Annotated in this window: 17 protein-coding genes; 8 read left to right on the top strand and 9 right to left on the bottom strand. The window is 61.3% G+C overall.

What is annotated here, in order from left to right:
• Position 1: 1 nt before the first annotated feature.
• From BT125_RS19340 to BT125_RS19350, 3 genes are all read right to left on the bottom strand, one after another.
• The gene (locus BT125_RS19340; protein ID WP_072409352.1) at positions 2-949 is read right to left on the bottom strand and encodes a MerR family transcriptional regulator; all 948 of its coding nucleotides are present in this window, start codon (positions 947-949) and stop codon (positions 2-4) included.
• Positions 949-1,911, bottom strand: a complete 963-nt coding sequence (locus BT125_RS19345; RefSeq protein WP_072409354.1) for a YbgA family protein — start codon at positions 1,909-1,911, stop codon at positions 949-951. The genes BT125_RS19340 and BT125_RS19345 overlap by 1 nt, the downstream gene beginning before the upstream one ends.
• A 176-nt stretch (positions 1,912-2,087) precedes the next feature.
• Positions 2,088-3,074 carry an NAD(P)/FAD-dependent oxidoreductase gene (locus BT125_RS19350; RefSeq protein ID WP_072409356.1) on the bottom strand — a complete coding sequence of 329 codons (987 nt, stop codon included), beginning with the start codon at positions 3,072-3,074 and terminating at the stop codon, positions 2,088-2,090.
• A 196-nt stretch (positions 3,075-3,270) separates the two neighbouring features.
• Between BT125_RS19350 and BT125_RS19355 the strand changes: the two genes are divergently transcribed.
• Together BT125_RS19355 and hemH are read left to right on the top strand one after the other, a co-directional pair.
• A complete protein-coding gene (locus tag BT125_RS19355; protein WP_072409358.1) occupies positions 3,271-4,170 on the top strand; it encodes a TIGR01777 family oxidoreductase in 900 nt (299 codons plus the stop codon).
• 13 nt (positions 4,171-4,183) lie between these two features.
• Positions 4,184-5,209, top strand: coding sequence for a ferrochelatase (gene hemH, locus BT125_RS19360; protein WP_072409360.1), 1,026 nt, complete (start codon positions 4,184-4,186; stop codon positions 5,207-5,209).
• 115 nt (positions 5,210-5,324) lie between these two features.
• Here the strand turns inward: hemH and BT125_RS19365 are convergent, their stop codons facing one another.
• Together BT125_RS19365 and upp are read right to left on the bottom strand one after the other, a co-directional pair.
• A complete protein-coding gene (locus BT125_RS19365) occupies positions 5,325-6,599 on the bottom strand; it encodes a uracil-xanthine permease family protein (RefSeq protein WP_072409362.1) in 1,275 nt (424 codons plus the stop codon).
• Positions 6,600-6,601: 2 nt separating this feature from the next.
• Complete coding sequence (gene upp, locus BT125_RS19370) at positions 6,602-7,240, bottom strand: uracil phosphoribosyltransferase (protein ID WP_003185330.1); 639 nt, start codon at positions 7,238-7,240, stop codon at positions 6,602-6,604.
• 164 nt (positions 7,241-7,404) lie between these two features.
• Here upp and BT125_RS19375 point away from each other — a divergent pair, with 164 nt between their 5' ends.
• Together BT125_RS19375 and BT125_RS19380 are read left to right on the top strand one after the other, a co-directional pair.
• On the top strand, positions 7,405-7,962 hold the full coding sequence (locus BT125_RS19375; RefSeq protein WP_053125250.1) for a hypoxanthine-guanine phosphoribosyltransferase: 558 nt from the start codon (positions 7,405-7,407) through the stop codon (positions 7,960-7,962).
• A 3-nt stretch (positions 7,963-7,965) separates the two neighbouring features.
• Positions 7,966-8,439, top strand: coding sequence for a WbuC family cupin fold metalloprotein (locus BT125_RS19380; RefSeq protein WP_072409364.1), 474 nt, complete (start codon positions 7,966-7,968; stop codon positions 8,437-8,439).
• A gap of 94 nt (positions 8,440-8,533) precedes the next feature.
• On the opposite strand, the gene dauA is transcribed toward BT125_RS19380, so the two are convergent.
• Entirely contained in the window at positions 8,534-10,276 is a 1,743-nt protein-coding gene (dauA, locus tag BT125_RS19385; protein ID WP_072409366.1) for a C4-dicarboxylic acid transporter DauA, read from the bottom strand.
• 265 nt (positions 10,277-10,541) lie between these two features.
• On the opposite strand from dauA, the gene BT125_RS19390 reads away from it, so the two are divergent.
• The 3 genes from BT125_RS19390 (at position 10,542) to BT125_RS19400 (ending at position 12,028) form a co-directional block, all read left to right on the top strand.
• Complete coding sequence (locus BT125_RS19390) at positions 10,542-11,027, top strand: hypothetical protein (protein WP_072409368.1); 486 nt, start codon at positions 10,542-10,544, stop codon at positions 11,025-11,027.
• Positions 11,028-11,089: 62 nt separating this feature from the next.
• The gene (locus tag BT125_RS19395) at positions 11,090-11,377 is read left to right on the top strand and encodes a PA4642 family protein (protein ID WP_072409370.1); all 288 of its coding nucleotides are present in this window, start codon (positions 11,090-11,092) and stop codon (positions 11,375-11,377) included.
• Positions 11,378-11,566: 189 nt separating this feature from the next.
• Positions 11,567-12,028, top strand: coding sequence for a hypothetical protein (locus tag BT125_RS19400; protein WP_072409372.1), 462 nt, complete (start codon positions 11,567-11,569; stop codon positions 12,026-12,028).
• A gap of 64 nt (positions 12,029-12,092) precedes the next feature.
• On the opposite strand, the gene mqo is transcribed toward BT125_RS19400, so the two are convergent.
• Together mqo and BT125_RS19410 are read right to left on the bottom strand one after the other, a co-directional pair.
• The gene (gene mqo / locus BT125_RS19405; protein WP_072409374.1) at positions 12,093-13,598 is read right to left on the bottom strand and encodes a malate dehydrogenase (quinone); all 1,506 of its coding nucleotides are present in this window, start codon (positions 13,596-13,598) and stop codon (positions 12,093-12,095) included.
• Positions 13,599-14,335: 737 nt separating this feature from the next.
• On the bottom strand, positions 14,336-14,569 hold the full coding sequence (locus tag BT125_RS19410) for a hypothetical protein (protein WP_014340171.1): 234 nt from the start codon (positions 14,567-14,569) through the stop codon (positions 14,336-14,338).
• Between the two features lie 205 nt (positions 14,570-14,774).
• Here BT125_RS19410 and BT125_RS19415 point away from each other — a divergent pair, with 205 nt between their 5' ends.
• The gene (locus BT125_RS19415) at positions 14,775-15,359 is read left to right on the top strand and encodes a YajG family lipoprotein (protein WP_003205489.1); all 585 of its coding nucleotides are present in this window, start codon (positions 14,775-14,777) and stop codon (positions 15,357-15,359) included.
• 116 nt (positions 15,360-15,475) lie between these two features.
• Here BT125_RS19415 and BT125_RS19420 read toward each other — a convergent pair whose 3' ends face one another.
• Positions 15,476-15,682 carry a hypothetical protein gene (locus BT125_RS19420; RefSeq protein ID WP_003185312.1) on the bottom strand — a complete coding sequence of 69 codons (207 nt, stop codon included), beginning with the start codon at positions 15,680-15,682 and terminating at the stop codon, positions 15,476-15,478.
• Positions 15,683-15,974: the final 292 nt, after the last annotated feature.

Raw genomic sequence — 15,974 nt, forward strand, 5'->3', positions numbered from 1 at the left:
TCTAAAGGAGTTCTCTGCGGCTCAGTTCGCGATGAGCCGATAGCGGGTCTTCAGCCCAGGACAGGTCAATCATCGAAACGCCTGTGGATAACCGGGCGTGGTGGATCGACGCGGCCGGGCCGGCAATGATGATCGGGCAATCGATTCCACCCAGTAGCTTGGGCAGTTGGGACAGGTTGATGGCGTGACTGGAGTACAACAGGACGCCGCGAGCCTTGAGGCGTTCGACCGCCAGGGCCAGTTCGCCCGCCGGTAGCGGGCTGTCAAACACCTCCACCGGGCAATCGGCGCTGCTGGCCAGCCAGGCGGTGAGCCACAGGTGCGGCTCATGGGGCAAGTCCGAATGATTGACCAGCAACAGTGGCGCACCGCGCAACTGACGGTTGTTGTGGTAGATCCGGCTGCCAAACTTGCTGCGCAGCCATGAGTACAGGAAGACCCGTTCCAGTTGCGCGCCGAACTGGCCTTGCCAGCGCGAGTGCAGCTCGGCCAGCAACGGCAAGAGCAATTGCTCGCACACGGACCAGGGCGGATACAGCGCCATCGCCTGGTTAACCAGATCATCGATCTGACGCTCGGCCAGTTGCGTCACCGCCAGCACCAACGCGTGGCGCTGACGCTGCCAGTCATCTTCCGGCGGCTGCATGGGGTCCGTCGCCAGCGGTGGTGTGTCCAGCAACGGCTTGATCTTGCTTACTGCAACGCCACGATCAATCCAGGTGAGGATACTCAGGATCCGTTGCACATGCTCGGCATTGAACAGGCGGTGGCCCTTGGGCGTGCGATGGGGCACGATCAGTCCGTAACGGCGCTCCCAGGCCCGCAACGTGACGGCGTTGACACCGGTCTGCCGGGCGACTTCGCGTATGGGCAGCCAGCCTTGCGCCAAGGCCTTGGCAAAGTCGGCACCCAGGTCTTCGCGGGCGCTGGAATCGGGGGCGTTTTTCATTAAATGGCGTTTCGCAAGCTGAGGTTTTCCGGGTGTGGTTGCAGGTAGACCTGCTGCGCCAGGTAAGGGTCAGGGTGCTGGCGCAGGTGATGCTTGAGCAACGTCAGCGGCACCACCAAGGGCACAATGCCGAGGCGGTATTGCCCGATGAGATGTTGTACCTCCTGCTTGTCCTCGGCATCGATGGCGCGCTTGAGGTAACCGCTCAGGTGTTGCAGCACATTGGTATGGGTGCGGCGGGTGGCGCATTTCTTCAAGGCGGCCATCAATGCACTGAAATAGCGTGAGCCCAGTTCATTGGGATCGGCCTTGCCCATGTCGCCCAGCAATTTCCCCAGGGTCTTGTACTGTTCGGGGTTGTGAGCCATGAGCAGGTATTTGTAGCGCGAGTGGAATTCGAGCAGGTCGCGCCGGGTCAGGCCCTGGCGGCGCAAGGGTTGCCAGGCGGCATAGGCAAACACCCGGGTCAGAAAGTTCTCCCGCAGTACCGGGTCGTTGAGGCGACCGTCTTCCTCCACCGGCAGATCGGGATGGCGTTCACAAAAGGCCTGGGCATAGATGCCGCGCCCGCCGCCTTCCTGGGGGACACCGTTATGGTCATAGACCTTGACCCGCTCCAGTCCGCAGGACGGCGATTTCTGCATGAAGATGTAGCCGCAGAGGTCATCCAGTTCCTCGGCCATTTGCTGCCCATAGTCGGCCAATGGCCGGGTCACGTCGAGGTCGCGATTCACCGTACCAAGCGCCTCGGGGTGTTCAGGATTGCCCACCAGGCGAATCGGCTCCCGGGGAATGCCCAGGCCGATGGCGACTTCGGGGCACACCGGCACGAAATCGAAGTAATCGATGAGGGTGCGGCTGCACAACGGCGATTGCTTGTGCCCGCCGTTGAAGCGAACTTCGGCCCCCATCAGGCAGGCGCTGACGGCGATTCTGGGTTTGGCGATGGCTGCGCTGGGCATGGGCGACCTCTGATGGCTTAATCTTGTACAAATTTATATTTATGTACAATATTTTCATCATAGATCCGAATGCACACAAGTCAACCGGATTCATAGAGGGACTGGGTGACGTCAGTGGTGCTGCGGGCAGGCTGCTGTCTCTTTCGACAGCAGCGAAGAGCGATGGGTGACGCGATCTACTGCAAGCTTGCGTGCAGGCGACGCGCAGCCTCCTGGCCGCTGAGCCATGCGCCTTCGACCCGGCCGGACAGGCACCAGTCACCACACACGTACAGCCCCAGGTCGGCATCGGCCAGGGCGCCCCATTCATGGCTGCCGGCGGGGCGGGCGTAGAGCCAACGATGGGCCACGCTGAAGCTTGGTGCGGGCATCGCGCTGTGCAGCAGTTCGGCAAAGGCACCGTGCAGGTGTTCGATCACCGCTTCCTTGGGCAGGTCGATGTGCTGCCGGCTCCAGTCGCTGGTGGCGTGCAGTACCCAGGTGTCGAGCTTGCTGTCGCGTCCCGGTTTGCTTCGGTTGCGCGCCAGCCAGTCCAAAGGGCTGTCCTGTACGAAGCAGCCTTCCATGGGCGTATCCAGCGCTGCTTCGAAGGCCAGGGCCACAGCCCAGGTCGGGTCCATCTTCACGCCGGCGGCCACGGCGGCCAGCTTCGGTACGGCCGCCAGCAATGCGGTAGCCTGGGGTGCGGGCGTGGCGATCACCACGTGGCCGAAGGGGCCATGGGTGAAACCTTCCGCGTCCTGCAGATGCCAATGCTCCTGGCCGCGGTACACCTCGGTGATCCGGCAGGAAAACTGCACCTGCAGTTTGTCGAGCAAGGCACGGGTGATGGCGCTCATGCGCGGGGTGCCGACCCAGCGAGTCTGTTCGTCCGGCGATGGGCTCAGTTGCCCATTCTGGAAATTGTAGAGCTGCGGGTTCCATTCCGCGGCCCAGCCGTTGGCTTGCCAGCGCTGGACCTCCGTGACAAAGCGGCGGTCGCGGGCGGTGAAGTATTGCGCGCCCATGTCCAGTGCGCCGGCGTCGCTGCGCTTACTCGACATGCGTCCGCCACTGCCGTGGCTTTTATCGAAGAGTTGAACGATATGCCCGGCCTCCGTCAGGGCCTGGGCGGCTGAAAGTCCGGCGATGCCGGTGCCGATGATCGCGATAGGTACAGTCATGAGGGCCTCGTTTACCTTTCTGTACAGACTACGCCGTCGTTTAAACCTGTACAATTCGGGTTTTTGGTATAAGTTTTACCGTTCGCGTTTGGACAGGTTGTCCTATTGTTAAACACAGACCCTGTCCGATACGAAAAATCCCTGCTTATAAAAATAGACTAATGGGCCGGGTAAAACGCGATTCGAGGAACATCTCATGCACATATTGCTGACCGGCGGTACTGGTTTGATCGGACGTCAGCTCTGCCGCCTCTGGTTGCAGCAGGGGCATCGCCTGACGGTATGGAGTCGTCGACCCGAAGAGGTGGCGAAAATCTGCGGGACCTCGGTGCGGGGCGTGGCCAAGCTCGACGAAATTGACGACCCTGTGGACGCGGTGGTCAACCTCGCCGGCGCCCCCATCGCCGACCGGCCCTGGAGCCACAAACGCAAGATGTTGTTGTGGAGCAGTCGTATCACGTTGACGGAAGTTTTGCTGGCGTGGCTGGAGCGTTGCGAACAGAAGCCGCAGGTGCTGATTTCCGGTTCCGCGGTGGGCTGGTATGGCGACGGTGGTGAGCGTGAGTTGACCGAGGAATCGGGACCGGTGAGCGAAGATTTCGCCAGCCAGTTGTGCATCGCCTGGGAAGAAACCGCGCAACGGGCCGAGGCCTTGGGCCTGCGCGTGGTGCTGGTGCGTACCGGTCTGGTCCTGTCCGCCGAGGGCGGCTTTTTGTCGCGGCTGCTGTTGCCATTCAAACTGGCGCTGGGCGGGCGTATCGGTAATGGTCGGCAGTGGATGCCGTGGGTTCACATTGACGATCAAATCGCCCTGATTGATTTTCTTCTGCATCGCACCGATGCCAGCGGTCCTTATAATGCATGCGCGCCGAACCCGGTGCGCAACCGCGATTTTGCCAAGGCCCTGGGGCGCGTATTGCATCGGCCGGCCGTAGTGCCGATGCCGGAGCTGGCGCTGAAGGTCACGCTGGGGGAGTTGTCCTTGCTGTTGCTCGGCGGCCAGCGCGCCACGCCGGCCCGATTGCAGGCGGCGGGCTTCACATTCCGGTTCACTGATTTGCCTGCGGCCCTGGAAGACTTGTCCAGCCGCCTTTGAAATAGGACGTTGCATGACCGATCACGCGTTGCTTCTGGTGAATCTGGGTTCGCCTGCCTCCACCTCGGTGGCCGATGTGCGCCGCTACCTCAATCAATTCCTGATGGACCCGTATGTCATCGATCTGCCATGGCCGGTGCGGCGCTTGCTGGTGTCGCTGATCCTGATCAAGCGGCCCGAACAGTCGGCCCACGCCTACGCCTCGATCTGGTGGGAGGAAGGATCGCCGTTGGTGGTGCTCAGTCGCCGGCTGCAACAGGCCATGACCGCGCAGTGGACCCAGGGTCCGGTGGAGCTGGCGATGCGTTATGGCGAGCCGTCCATTGAATCGGCGCTGGTGCGGCTTGCGAGTCAGGGACACAAGAAGATCACGTTGGCGCCGTTGTATCCGCAGTTCGCCGACAGCACCGTGACCACGGTGATCGAGGAGGCCAAGCGGGTCGTACGGGAAAAGAAGCTCAATGTGCAGTTTTCGATCCTCCAACCGTTCTACGATCAGCCCGAATACCTCGACGCCCTGGTGACCAGCGCCAAGCCGTACCTGATGCAGGAACACGATCATCTGTTGTTGAGTTTCCACGGCTTGCCGGAACGGCACCTGACCAAGCTCGACCCGACGGGATTTCATTGCTTCAAGGATGCCGACTGCTGCAAGAATGCGCCGCCGGAAGTCATGGCGACCTGTTACCGCGCGCAATGCATCCGCACTGCCGAACTGTTTGCCCAACGCATGGGGCTGGCGGATGGCCAATGGTCGGTGTCGTTCCAGTCGCGGTTGGGGCGGGCCAAGTGGATCGAACCCTACACCGAGGCGCGCCTGGAAGAACTGGCCAAAAGCGGCGTGAAGAAAGTGCTGGTGATGTGCCCGGCGTTCGTGGCCGATTGCATTGAAACCCTGGAGGAAATCGGCGATCGCGGTCGCGAGCAGTTCCGCGCGGCAGGGGGGGAGGAGTTGGTGCTGGTGCCTTGCCTCAATGATGAGCCGCAGTGGGCGCAGGCGTTGAGTGCTCTCTGCGAACGGGCTCCGATCGCGTTGTAATGCAAACCTGTGGCGAGGGAGCTTGCTCCCGCTGGACTGCGAAGCAGTCCCACTGGTATGGGCGCTTCGCACCCAAGCGGGAGCAAGCTCCCTCGCCACAATAGAACAGGCTGATTTATAACAGCGGCTCATCCGCCTTCTTCTGCTTCCAGCCGTCATTGCCCGGCAGCAGCAGGTTCAGTGCGATCGCCACCACCGCGCACAACGCGATGCCTTTGAGGCCGAAGTCGTCCGGACCGGTGCCGGTGCCCACCAGTACGCCGCCAATGCCGAACACCAGCGTCACCGAAACGATCACCAGGTTGCGCGCCTCGCCCAGGTCGATCTTGTGGCGGATCAGCGTATTCATGCCCACCGCCGCAATCGAACCGAACAACAGGCACAGGATCCCGCCCATCACCGGCACCGGGATGCTTTGCAGCAGCGCGCCGAACTTGCCGATGAACGCCAGGCTGATGGCAAAGATCGCCGCCCAGGTCATGATTTTCGGGTTGTAGTTCTTGGTCAGCATCACCGCGCCGGTCACTTCGGCATAGGTGGTGTTGGGCGGGCCACCGAACAGGCCGGCGGCGGTGGTGGCAATGCCGTCACCCAGCAGGGTACGGTGCAGGCCGGGTTTTTTCAGGTAGTCGCGACCGGTCACGCTGCCCACGGCAATCACGCCGCCAATGTGCTCGATGGCCGGCGCCAGGGCGACCGGCACGATGAACAGGATCGCCTGCCAATTGAACTCCGGTGCGGTGAAGGCTGGCAGGGCGAACCAGGGGGCGGCGGCGATTTTCGCGGTGTCCACGACCCCGAAGAAAAACGCCATGGCAAAGCCCACCAGCACGCCGGAAATGATCGGCACCAGGCGGAAAATGCCTTTGCCGAACACCGCCACGATCAGGGTGGTGAGCAGGGCCGGCATCGAGATCATCATCGCGGTCTGATAATGAATCAGCTCGGTGCCATCGCCGGCCTTGCCCATTGCCATGTTGGCGGCAATCGGCGCCATGGCCAGGCCGATGGAAATGATCACCGGACCGATGACCACTGGCGGCAGCAGCCGGTCGATGAACCCGGTGCCCTTGATCTTCACCGCCAGGCCCAGGAAGGTGTAGACGAAACCCGCCGCCATCACCCCACCCATGGTCGCGGCCAGGCCGAACTGGCCTTTGGCGAGGATGATCGGGGTGATGAAGGCAAAGCTCGAGGCCAGGAAGACCGGTACCTGGCGCCCGGTGACGAGCTGGAACAGGATCGTTCCCAGGCCGGCGGTGAACAGCGCCACGTTAGGGTCCAGGCCGGTGATCAGCGGCATCAATACCAGCGCGCCGAAGGCGACGAACAGCATCTGCGCGCCTGACAGGACCTGGCGCCAGAGCGGATCGTTGAACTCATCCCGCATGCTCAAGCGTCCTTCTGCTTGGTGCCGAAGATCTTGTCGCCGGCATCGCCCAGGCCCGGGATGATGTAGCCATGTTCGTTGAGTTTCTGGTCGATGGACGCGGTGTAGATGGTCACATCCGGGTGGGCGTCCTGCACGGCCTTGATGCCTTCGGGGGCAGCAACCAGCACCATGGCGCGGATGTCCCGGCAACCGGCCTTTTTCAACAGGTCGATGGTGGCGACCATGGAGCTGCCGGTGGCGAGCATCGGATCGATGATCATCGCCAGGCGCTCGTCGATTTCCGGCACCAGTTTTTCCAGGTAGGTGTGGGCTTGCAGGGTCTGCTCGTTGCGAGCCACGCCCACGGCGCTGACCTTGGCCCCTGGGATCAGGCTCAGTACGCCTTCGAGCATGCCGATGCCGGCGCGCAGGATCGGTACCACGGTGATTTTCTTGCCGGCGATTTTCTCGACCTGGACCGTACCGGCCCAGCCATCGATTTCGTAGGACTCCAGCGGCAGGTCCTTGGTGGCTTCATAGGTGAGCAGGGCACCGACTTCCTGGGCCAGTTCACGGAAGTTCTTCGTGCTGATATCGGCGCGGCGCATCAGGCCGAGTTTGTGTCTGATCAGCGGATGGCGGATCTCGAGGATGGGCATGGGGAAGGCTCCGGCGGCGGGCAAAAAAACCGGCCTAGATTAATCTATCCGAGGGTGTTGTCCTATAGACAATACAGAACGTTAGTCCACAAACGCTTGATCTGGCCGGGCGGGATGCGTACCTTTGCCGGCTTTTCCGAATCCTGCCACCCTTGGAGAGCGCCATGTCCGCTGATCTCGAGCATATCCGTCAAATCATGCGAGAGGCTGACTGCCTGTACACCGAAGCCGAAGTCGAAGCGGCCATCGCCCGTGTCGGTGCGCAAATCAACGAGCAACTGGCCGATGCCAATCCGGTGGTGTTCTGCGTCATGAACGGCGGCCTGATTTTCTCCGGCAAGCTGCTGACCTATCTGAACTTCCCCCTGGAAGCGTCCTACCTGCACGCGACGCGTTATCGCAACGAGACCAGCGGCGGCGACCTGTTCTGGAAAGCCAAGCCGGAAGTTTCGTTCATCGACCGCGACGTGCTGATCATCGACGACATCCTTGATGAAGGTCACACCCTGGGCGCGATCATCGACTTCTGCAAACACGCCGGCGCCCGCGCCGTGCACACCGCCGTGCTGATCGACAAGGACCATGACCGCAAGGCGCGGCCGGACTTGAAAGCCGATTTCGTCGGCCTGCCATGTATCGACCGCTACATTTTCGGCTACGGCATGGACTACAAAGGTTACTGGCGCAACGCCAATGGCATTTTCGCCGTCAAGGGGATGTAGTCGATGACTCGGCCAAGTTTCCTGGAACAAGCGTTGTTCGATGAATTGGCCGAGAAAGCCGCGGCCAGTCCTCGCGGACGACAGCACCATAATTTCCATGAGATGGATGAGCCGTGCCACCGCATGGCGGTTGGCTTGCAGCCTTGCACCTACATCCCGCCGCACCGTCACCTGAGCGCCGATAAGGCGGAAACCTTGCTGGTGCTCAAGGGGCGGCTGGGGGTGTTGATTTTCGACGAGGCCGGTGCGGTGGTGGACAAGCGCATCCTGCAGGCCGGTGGAGATTGCCTCGGTGTCGACCTGCCGGCCGGTGTGTATCACGGATTGGTGGTGCTGGAAGCCGACAGCCTGATGTTCGAGTGCAAGGCCGGTCCTTACCGGCCCGTGGGCGAGGGCGAACTGGCCCACTGGGCACCCCGCGAAGGCGAGGCGGGCGTGGCCGAGTACCAGGCCTGGATGCGCGCTCAGTTCGACTGAGCACCGAATCAGTCGCTGGCACGGAGCTTTTGTGGCGAGGGGATAAATCCCCTCGCCACATGAATCTGCTGTGCACCAGCGATCTCACTATGAATCAAGCAAGTCTTGGGTGAGCGGTGCTGCCTCCAGCCAACCACTGCTCACTCTTGACCCGCGCCTGCTCCAGGGTCTGCACATACGCCAATTGCCGCTGTTCGCGATGAATACCGGCGCGGCGCAGTTTCAGGCGCACCCTGGGCGCGGTCGCCACCAAGATCAGCCCGATGCCGTGCTTGCGGTAATCCTTCAGGATATTTTCAAACGCAGCCAGCGCGGTCATGTCCAGCATGGGCACGGCACTCATTTCCACGACCACCACCCGAACGGCCGGGTCGAACCGGCGCAGCACATCCAGGGCTTTTTCAGCCGCGCCAAAGAACAACGGTCCACGAATGGCGTAGCAGCGAACATGCTCGGGCATGTCCAGCAGGGCTTGGTGAAAGTCGCGCGGCAACTCGGCGCTGTCGGTCAATTCGCTCATGCGCTTGATGAACAGCCCGGCGGCCAGCAGCAGGCCGACGGCGACGGCCAGGACCATGTCGAACAGCACCGTCAGGCCCAGGCAGGTCAGCAGCACCAGCACGTCGCTGCGCGGGGCGATGCGCAGGGTGTGCAGCACATGCCCGGCTTCGCTCATGTTCCAGGCGACCATCACCAGTAGCGCGGCCAGTGCGGCCATGGGCAAGTAACTGAACAGCGGCGCCAGCAGCACAATCGCCACCAGCACCACGAGGCTGTGGATGATCGCGGCCAGCGGTGAAAAGGCGCCACTGCGCACATTGGTGGCGCTGCGGGCAATGGCGGCGGTGGCGGTGATGCCACCGAACAGCGGTGCTACCAGGTTGCCCAGTCCCTGGCCCATCAGCTCGGCATTGGGATCGTGCTTGCTGCCGGTCATGCCGTCGGCCACCACCGCGCACAACAGCGATTCGATGGCACCGAGCATGGCGATGGCGAAGGCGGGCGCCAGCAATTGGCGGATCAGGTCATAGGACAGGATCAACGGATGGCCCTGGCTGTCCGGCAGGTTCCAAGGCCAGTCGAAGCTGGGTAGGAAGGGCGGGATGCCCGGGTGAGCGATGCCATCGATGACGTAGCTGAAACGTTCGCCCAGCGTCGCGATCGGCCATCCGCCGCGCTCCATCGCCAGCCCCAGCAACGTGCCCACCAGCAGCGCCACCAGATGCCCGGGCACCCGTGGCACCCAGCGCGGCCAGACGATCAGCACCGCCAGGCACGCGGCCCCGATGACCCCGTCAGCCAGACGGGCACCGGGCAGCGCCACGATCAATTCGCCCAGTTGTTCGATGTAGTGTTTGGCTTGCCCTGCGGTGGTCAGCCCCAGCAGATCCTTCAGTTGCAAAGTGGCGATGACCACGCCGATGCCCGCGGTGAAGCCGAGGATGACCGGATAGGGGATGTACTGGATCAAGCGGCCGGCGCGTATCAGGCCCAGGGCGATCAAGATCAGGCCGGCGAGCATGGTGCACAGCAGCAGGCCGCCGAGGCCGTATTGTTGGGTGATGGGCAGCAGGATCACCACGAACGCCGCTGTCGGCCCGCTCACGTTGAAGCGCGAGCCGCCGGTGAGGGCGATCAGCGGCGCCGCCACCAACACCGTGTACAGGCCGTGCTGTGGCGGCACGCCGACGGCAATCGCCAGGGCCATGGCCAGGGGGATGGCGATGATGCCGACGGTCAGCCCGGCCACCAGGTCGCCGCGCAGGCGTTCCAGGGTGTAGCCGGCACGCCAGGTCTGGCGCCAGGCGGCGAACAACGGTGGGGCGGAGAAAGACATGAATACTCCTCGCAAGGGGGGCTGGCACTGGCCGTGGCGAGGGAGCTTGCTCCCGCTCGAGTGCGTAGCGCTCGCAATATCCTGGGGCGGCTGCGCCATCCAGCGGGAGCAAGCTCCCTCGCCACAAAGGCAGGCGCCAGTGAGATCGACGCTGATGGCCTCTTTGAGTATGCCGCGCCCGCTGTCCGGATGTATTGATCCGGATCGCTTATTTTTACTATTCCTGCTCATGCTAGAGTGCCCGGCCAAGATTCTGGAGGTTGTCATGCGTGTATCGATCCGTCGCTGCGCCACTTCACTGTTGATCGCCAGCCTGCCTTTGATGGCCGTGGCCGCGCCGATGCACAGCCAGTTCCTGCCGCCGGATGACCTGGTGGTGCGCCAGGAACAGCCCGAACAGCAACAGTTGCTGCAAGTGACCGAGTATTCGGTGGTGCTGGGTAACCAGCGCCAGTCCAACCAGCAACCGATCCCGGTCACTTCGCCCTTGCTGGTCCGTCTCAAGGGCAAGTCTTTGAACAAGGGGGCGACCATCAGCCAGGTGATCCTCAACTTCGACGGCGAAAGCAAAAGCTTGAAGAAACCGGCCTTCGACGAGGCGAGCAAGACCCTGACGCTGTCTTATCCACAGGCCCAGTACCGGGTGGTCATCGATCTGTTGCGCAACAACACGGTCTACGTGCAGTTCCTCACCTACGCCAATGGCCATATCTGGGCCGACCTGCACACCGGCACCGAACGCCCGCGTTGAGCCCTGAGGCCTGCCGGGGGTAAACTGCCCGCCCCCGTGAATTGTGCGAGTTGGAGCCGGCAATGCGTAAAGACAAGAAACAAGTGATTGGCGACGAGATTAGCGACGAGCAGATCAAGCTGTTCCTCAATTTCGAACCGGTCGATGCCACTTCGCCGTCGTTGCACAAACTGATCAAGGCCTACCGTGGCCTGCGGGTCGATGATTTCGAGCGCTTCTTGACGTTTTTCGTCGAGGCGGGCCATGACCTCGACGGCAAGGATGAGCACGGCAACGATTTCGTTGCGCTGATCCAGGACCAGCGCAATGCCGAGGAATACATCGAATTGATCAACAAGGCGCGCCGCTGAATTGAACCTCTGTCGACGCTCTTCGGAGCGTTGAATCATTCGGGCTGATCGCAACTAATTTTTCTTCTGCAAGTTGTTCCGAAAGGTTATGTCACCATTCGGACTGTTTTGTTTTATTTGAATTTCCATTACTTTTGCGTCGAAGCCAAGTGGCTTTGACGTCATCGTTTAAATGGAGCTGTATTCATCATGGAAGATCAAAAGAAGTGTATCTCCGGGGTGTTATTGTCCCTGGCGGCATGTCTGGCAAGTTCCGCTTCCTGTGCGCGGGATGAAATTGTCAATGTTGAAGTCTACAACGCAACCGCCGCCGTCATCGTTCCCGGCAGCGATTTTACCTGGACGCAGAATCCGGCCAATGCAGGCCACAGCTTCTCGATAAACCCGGGCGAGAGCCAGGAGTTAACCTACTACCTGCCCCAGGCACGGGCCGAGCGAGAGGCCTTCAGCTATACGCAAGGCGGTCGAACCTGTCATTTCAGCTTTGGACATGTCGCAAGGGCACCGGGCAATGATAAAGAGGCAATGCCTTATCATCGCTGGGTCAAGGCGGAGCCGGCGGGTTCCTGTGTCGCTGAATTGTTTTATGTTGAAGATGATGACGACTATGTCAGTCACGGTGGAACACGCGTCAAATTCAGCATGAACTAACACCGAGAAAATAAAAAAAGCCTCCCGTCTGCACGGGAGGCTTTTTTATATTGGCGGCAAGGTATCAGGCGTAACTTTGAGCCTTGCTGTCTTCAACCAACTCCAACGCAATGTTGTTCTGCGTGTTGATCTTGCGATACAGCGCCGCGTCGGTTTCCAGTACTTTTTCCCGGGCCGGGAAGATCTCTGCGAGCTTGCCAGCCCACTCGCCCTTGGCCTTGTCCGGGAAGCAGCGCTCGATCAATTCCAGCATGATCGATACGGTCACCGAAGCACCCGGCGATGCGCCGAGCAGGGCGGCGAGGGTGCCGTCCTTGGCCGCCACCAGTTCGGTGCCGAACTGCAGGACGCCACCTTTCTTCGGGTCTTTCTTGATGATCTGCACCCGTTGGCCGGCCACTTCCAAGCGCCAGTCTTCGGCTTTCGCCTCTGGGTAGAAGCGACGCAGGGATTCCAGGCGCTGCTCCATGGACTGCATCACTTCGCTGATCAGGTACTTGGTCAGGTCCATGTTGTCCCGGGCCACGGCCAGCATCGGGCCGATGTTGCCGGCGCGTACCGACAGCGGCAGGTCCATGAGCGAACCGTGCTTGAGGAACTTGGTGGTGAAACCGGCGTATGGCCCGAACAGCAGGGATTTCTTGCCGTCGACCACGCGGGTGTCCAAGTGCGGCACCGACATTGGCGGCGAGCCCACGGCGGCCTGGCTATAGACCTTGGCCTGATGGTGCTTGACCACTTCCGGGTTGTCGCAACGCAGCCACTGGCCGCTGACCGGGAAGCCACCGAAGCCCTTGCTTTCCTCGATGCCCGAGGCTTGCAGCAGCGGCAAGGCCGCGCCGCCGGCACCGAGGAAGACGAACTTGGCGTCGACTTCGCGGGTGCTGCCGGAATTGACGTCCTTGATGCTCACGGTCCAGCCGCTGCCGTTGCGCTTGAGGCCGGTGACGCGCTTGCAGTATTTGACCTGGGTGTCCGGGGCGCTGGTCAGGTGCTTGAGCAACTGATTGGTCAGGGCGCCGAAGTTGACGTCGGTCCCGTTCATGACGCGGGTGGCGGCGATGACTTCATCGTCCGGCCGGCCAGGCATCATCAACGGCATCCACTCGGCCATCTGGCCTTTGTCTTCGGTGTATTCCATGTCGGCGAAGGCGTGATGCTGGCGCATCAGCTCGAAGCGCTTCTTCAGGAACGCCACGCCTTTCTCACCCTGTACGAAACTCAGGTGTGGCACCGGGGCGATGAAGGACTTGGAAGAGCCGAACGTGCCTTTCTGGGTCAGGTACGTCCAGAACTGCTTCGACACTTCGAACTGGGTGTTGATGTGCACGGCTTTTTTGATGTCGACCGTGCCGTCGGCCGCCTGGGGGGTGTAGTTGAGCTCACACAGCCCGGCGTGGCCGGTACCGGCGTTGTTCCACGGGTTGGAACTCTCCGCGGCACCGGAGTCCATCAGCTCGACGACTTCCAGCGAGATCGCGGGATCGAGCTCCTTGAGCAGCACGGCCAGGGTGGCACTCATGATGCCGGCCCCTACCAGAACTACATCGACTGCTTCGTTATGCGCCATTTAACGCGTCTCCAAAATCTGCAGCACCAAATTGTCGGCATAGCGGCCAGGAGTGGCGGGGCAGGTCAGTTGCGCCCCAGTTATCCATGGCCAGGATCGCCATGTCCGAATCTTCGCAATTTTTCGCACCTACTGCGGATGCATGCAGCCTGGCCTCAAGAGTCACATGAACTCATTTAAGCGCCGGGCGGGCAATTCGACTTATGGCCGAGACATCCGTTCGTGCAACCAAATCCGTAGCGGAAAGGCTTCAGGCGCCGGTTCTTGAGCGATATCCGGTCCTGTGTCGTTGGGCTGTTTCAGACGCTAATGGTGCTTGTTCAGACGCAAAACTCTTCATTTGCTCGCCACACTCTCGTGAAGTTGTGAAAACCCGTTTTTTCACGCTCTTTTGAAGACGTGAACCTCAAAAAAGGGCTGCCCCAGCCTGGCACCGTGCCCGGTTTGGTTGCCCCCATGTAGTACATGACAGGCAAAACAGGCAGACAGCTCAGTGACCGAGCGTAATGACAGCTCTGCAGATTCGCGAAAAGTGGTGATTTGCCTGGAGAACAGCAAGCGCGCCAGCTTCACTCGATCTGTGTGGGCGGCTCTCTGTGGGCGGTGCGGGGTGCCAATACCAGCGCATCAGCGGTGTTGCGAGGCCCGATCAGGAGACGTCCTTATAATCGGGGGGAGATTGTATCGAAGAAACGCAGGGAAATGGTCGTGTTTAATGACTTTTATTAGCCGTCCGGTCAGATGGTCAACAGTTGTCGGTTGCGTGCGCGGGCACGAAGCGGTTGCACGCGGGCGCTGGCGGGCAATGGCTGGTGCAACCAGTTGAGGCGGATTTCGTCGATTTCCACCCAGCCCTCGCCCATCGGTTGCAGGCTGCACTGCTTGAAGGCCTGACAACGGCCGTTGCGATCGAGCAGGGCGAAGCTGCGGTGATGGGGACGTGGGGTGAACAGGGAAATGAGGAAGCGCATGAGCGGATACCGGGTCAGGGAGCTTGGAGCAAGGCTGACAGCGGGCCATGACATACCGGTGTAAGGACCGTGACAATGGGGTGACAGGAACCGGCAATCACGGCCCGTGTCAGACATTTCAGTATTCATCGTAAGGCGCTAGTTCACTGCGATGGCGCACCGCTATACTGCCGGCCTGTTTGTGCCCGATTCTGGAGAGAAGAGCATGTTGCAACGCCTGTTGTTCGGTTTGATCGCTGTGACCAGTCTGACCCTCGTCGGCTGCGCCCACAGCCCGCAACAACTTAACCCGGAGCCCAAGCTCAATGCCCAACTGGCGCCTGTGGGGCGTGGCCAGCCGGTGGTGGTGCGGGTCGTGGACGGGCGTCCGTCGCCGACCCTCGGCACCCGTGGCGGGCTGTACCCGGAAACCAGTGTGATCACGGTGCAGGGTGCGCAGATCCTGCCCAAGCTGCAGGCCCAGGCGGAAGCCGCGGTGCGTTTGCTGGGCTTCACGCCGACCGCCAATGCCTTGAATGCACCGCAACTGACCGTGACCCTGGCCGAGCTCAAGTACCAGTCGCCCAAGGAAGGCATGTACGTGACCGAAGCCACCATCGGCGCGACCTTCCGCTCCGACGTGCAGAATGCCAACCGCCGCTACAGCGGTCGTTACGGGGCGTCCCTGGACCAGCGCTTCGGCATGGCGCCTAACCAGGATACCAACACCAAGCTGGTCAGCGACGTGTTGAGCGATGCCCTGACCCGGCTGTTCAAGGACCCGACCATTGGCCAGGTGCTGGCTGAGTAAGCATCAAGTCCTGTAACCCTTGTGGGAGCGAGCTTGCTCGCGATAGCGGAGTGTCAGCCATCTCGATGTTGGCTGATCCACCGCTAGCGCGAACAAGCTCGCTCCCACAGTTTTTTTCAGGCGGCCTGGGAATAGAATTCCAGCACGCTGATCCCTGTCAGTAGGTCTGTCTCAGGCAGGTCGGCATGTTGATGGCCGCCGAGGGCGCAATACACCAGCCAATGGCGGTCCTGCACATTGAAGGACAGGCTGTCGACGAGGTTCTGCTGTTCGTCGCTTGGGCTGATGAGATAGAGGCGATCCTGGTTTTCGGCGTGGAGCATGACGGGTTCCGTGCGGGTTTGAAGGGCGACAGAGTGGCCTAATCAGATGACGAAACCGTGACGGGGGAAATTAAGCCAAGGCTTGATTGCGGAGCCTGTGGCGAGGGAGCTTGCTCCCGCTGGGCTGCACAGCAGCCCCCGACTAGCGTCTCGGTGTGTCAGGTTAATCGTGCAAGCTTTTTTTGGGACTGCTGCGCAGTCCAGCGGGAGCAAGCTCCCTCGCCACGAAGTCACCAGGCCATTATCCCTGCCGTTCGTTACTGGTCGGAAAAAACGGTGCAGGGCGGCGGGC

It is taken from the genome of Pseudomonas sp. NFACC04-2, from assembly GCF_900119265.1.
In the GTDB taxonomy this organism is placed as follows: domain Bacteria; phylum Pseudomonadota; class Gammaproteobacteria; order Pseudomonadales; family Pseudomonadaceae; genus Aquipseudomonas; species Aquipseudomonas fluorescens_AA.

Excerpts from the sequence above, each read along its gene's own strand:
- dauA (WP_072409366.1), bottom strand. The coding sequence starts at position 10,276 with ATGTCTTTCTCCGCCCCACCGTTGTTCGCCGCCTGGCGCCAGACCTGG.
- BT125_RS19380 (WP_072409364.1), top strand. The coding sequence starts at position 7,966 with ATGACTCGGCCAAGTTTCCTGGAACAAGCGTTGTTCGATGAATTGGCC.
- BT125_RS19340 (WP_072409352.1), bottom strand. The coding sequence starts at position 949 with ATGAAAAACGCCCCCGATTCCAGCGCCCGCGAAGACCTGGGTGCCGAC.
- BT125_RS19355 (WP_072409358.1), top strand. The coding sequence starts at position 3,271 with ATGCACATATTGCTGACCGGCGGTACTGGTTTGATCGGACGTCAGCTC.
- BT125_RS19395 (WP_072409370.1), top strand. The coding sequence starts at position 11,090 with ATGCGTAAAGACAAGAAACAAGTGATTGGCGACGAGATTAGCGACGAG.
- BT125_RS19420 (WP_003185312.1), bottom strand. The coding sequence starts at position 15,682 with ATGCTCCACGCCGAAAACCAGGATCGCCTCTATCTCATCAGCCCAAGC.
- BT125_RS19390 (WP_072409368.1), top strand. The coding sequence starts at position 10,542 with ATGCGTGTATCGATCCGTCGCTGCGCCACTTCACTGTTGATCGCCAGC.
- upp (WP_003185330.1), bottom strand. The coding sequence starts at position 7,240 with ATGCCCATCCTCGAGATCCGCCATCCGCTGATCAGACACAAACTCGGC.
- mqo (WP_072409374.1), bottom strand. The coding sequence starts at position 13,598 with ATGGCGCATAACGAAGCAGTCGATGTAGTTCTGGTAGGGGCCGGCATC.
- BT125_RS19415 (WP_003205489.1), top strand. The coding sequence starts at position 14,775 with ATGTTGCAACGCCTGTTGTTCGGTTTGATCGCTGTGACCAGTCTGACC.
- BT125_RS19365 (WP_072409362.1), bottom strand. The coding sequence starts at position 6,599 with ATGCGGGATGAGTTCAACGATCCGCTCTGGCGCCAGGTCCTGTCAGGC.
- BT125_RS19350 (WP_072409356.1), bottom strand. The coding sequence starts at position 3,074 with ATGACTGTACCTATCGCGATCATCGGCACCGGCATCGCCGGACTTTCA.
- BT125_RS19345 (WP_072409354.1), bottom strand. The coding sequence starts at position 1,911 with ATGCCCAGCGCAGCCATCGCCAAACCCAGAATCGCCGTCAGCGCCTGC.
- BT125_RS19400 (WP_072409372.1), top strand. The coding sequence starts at position 11,567 with ATGGAAGATCAAAAGAAGTGTATCTCCGGGGTGTTATTGTCCCTGGCG.
- hemH (WP_072409360.1), top strand. The coding sequence starts at position 4,184 with ATGACCGATCACGCGTTGCTTCTGGTGAATCTGGGTTCGCCTGCCTCC.
- BT125_RS19375 (WP_053125250.1), top strand. The coding sequence starts at position 7,405 with ATGTCCGCTGATCTCGAGCATATCCGTCAAATCATGCGAGAGGCTGAC.
- BT125_RS19410 (WP_014340171.1), bottom strand. The coding sequence starts at position 14,569 with ATGCGCTTCCTCATTTCCCTGTTCACCCCACGTCCCCATCACCGCAGC.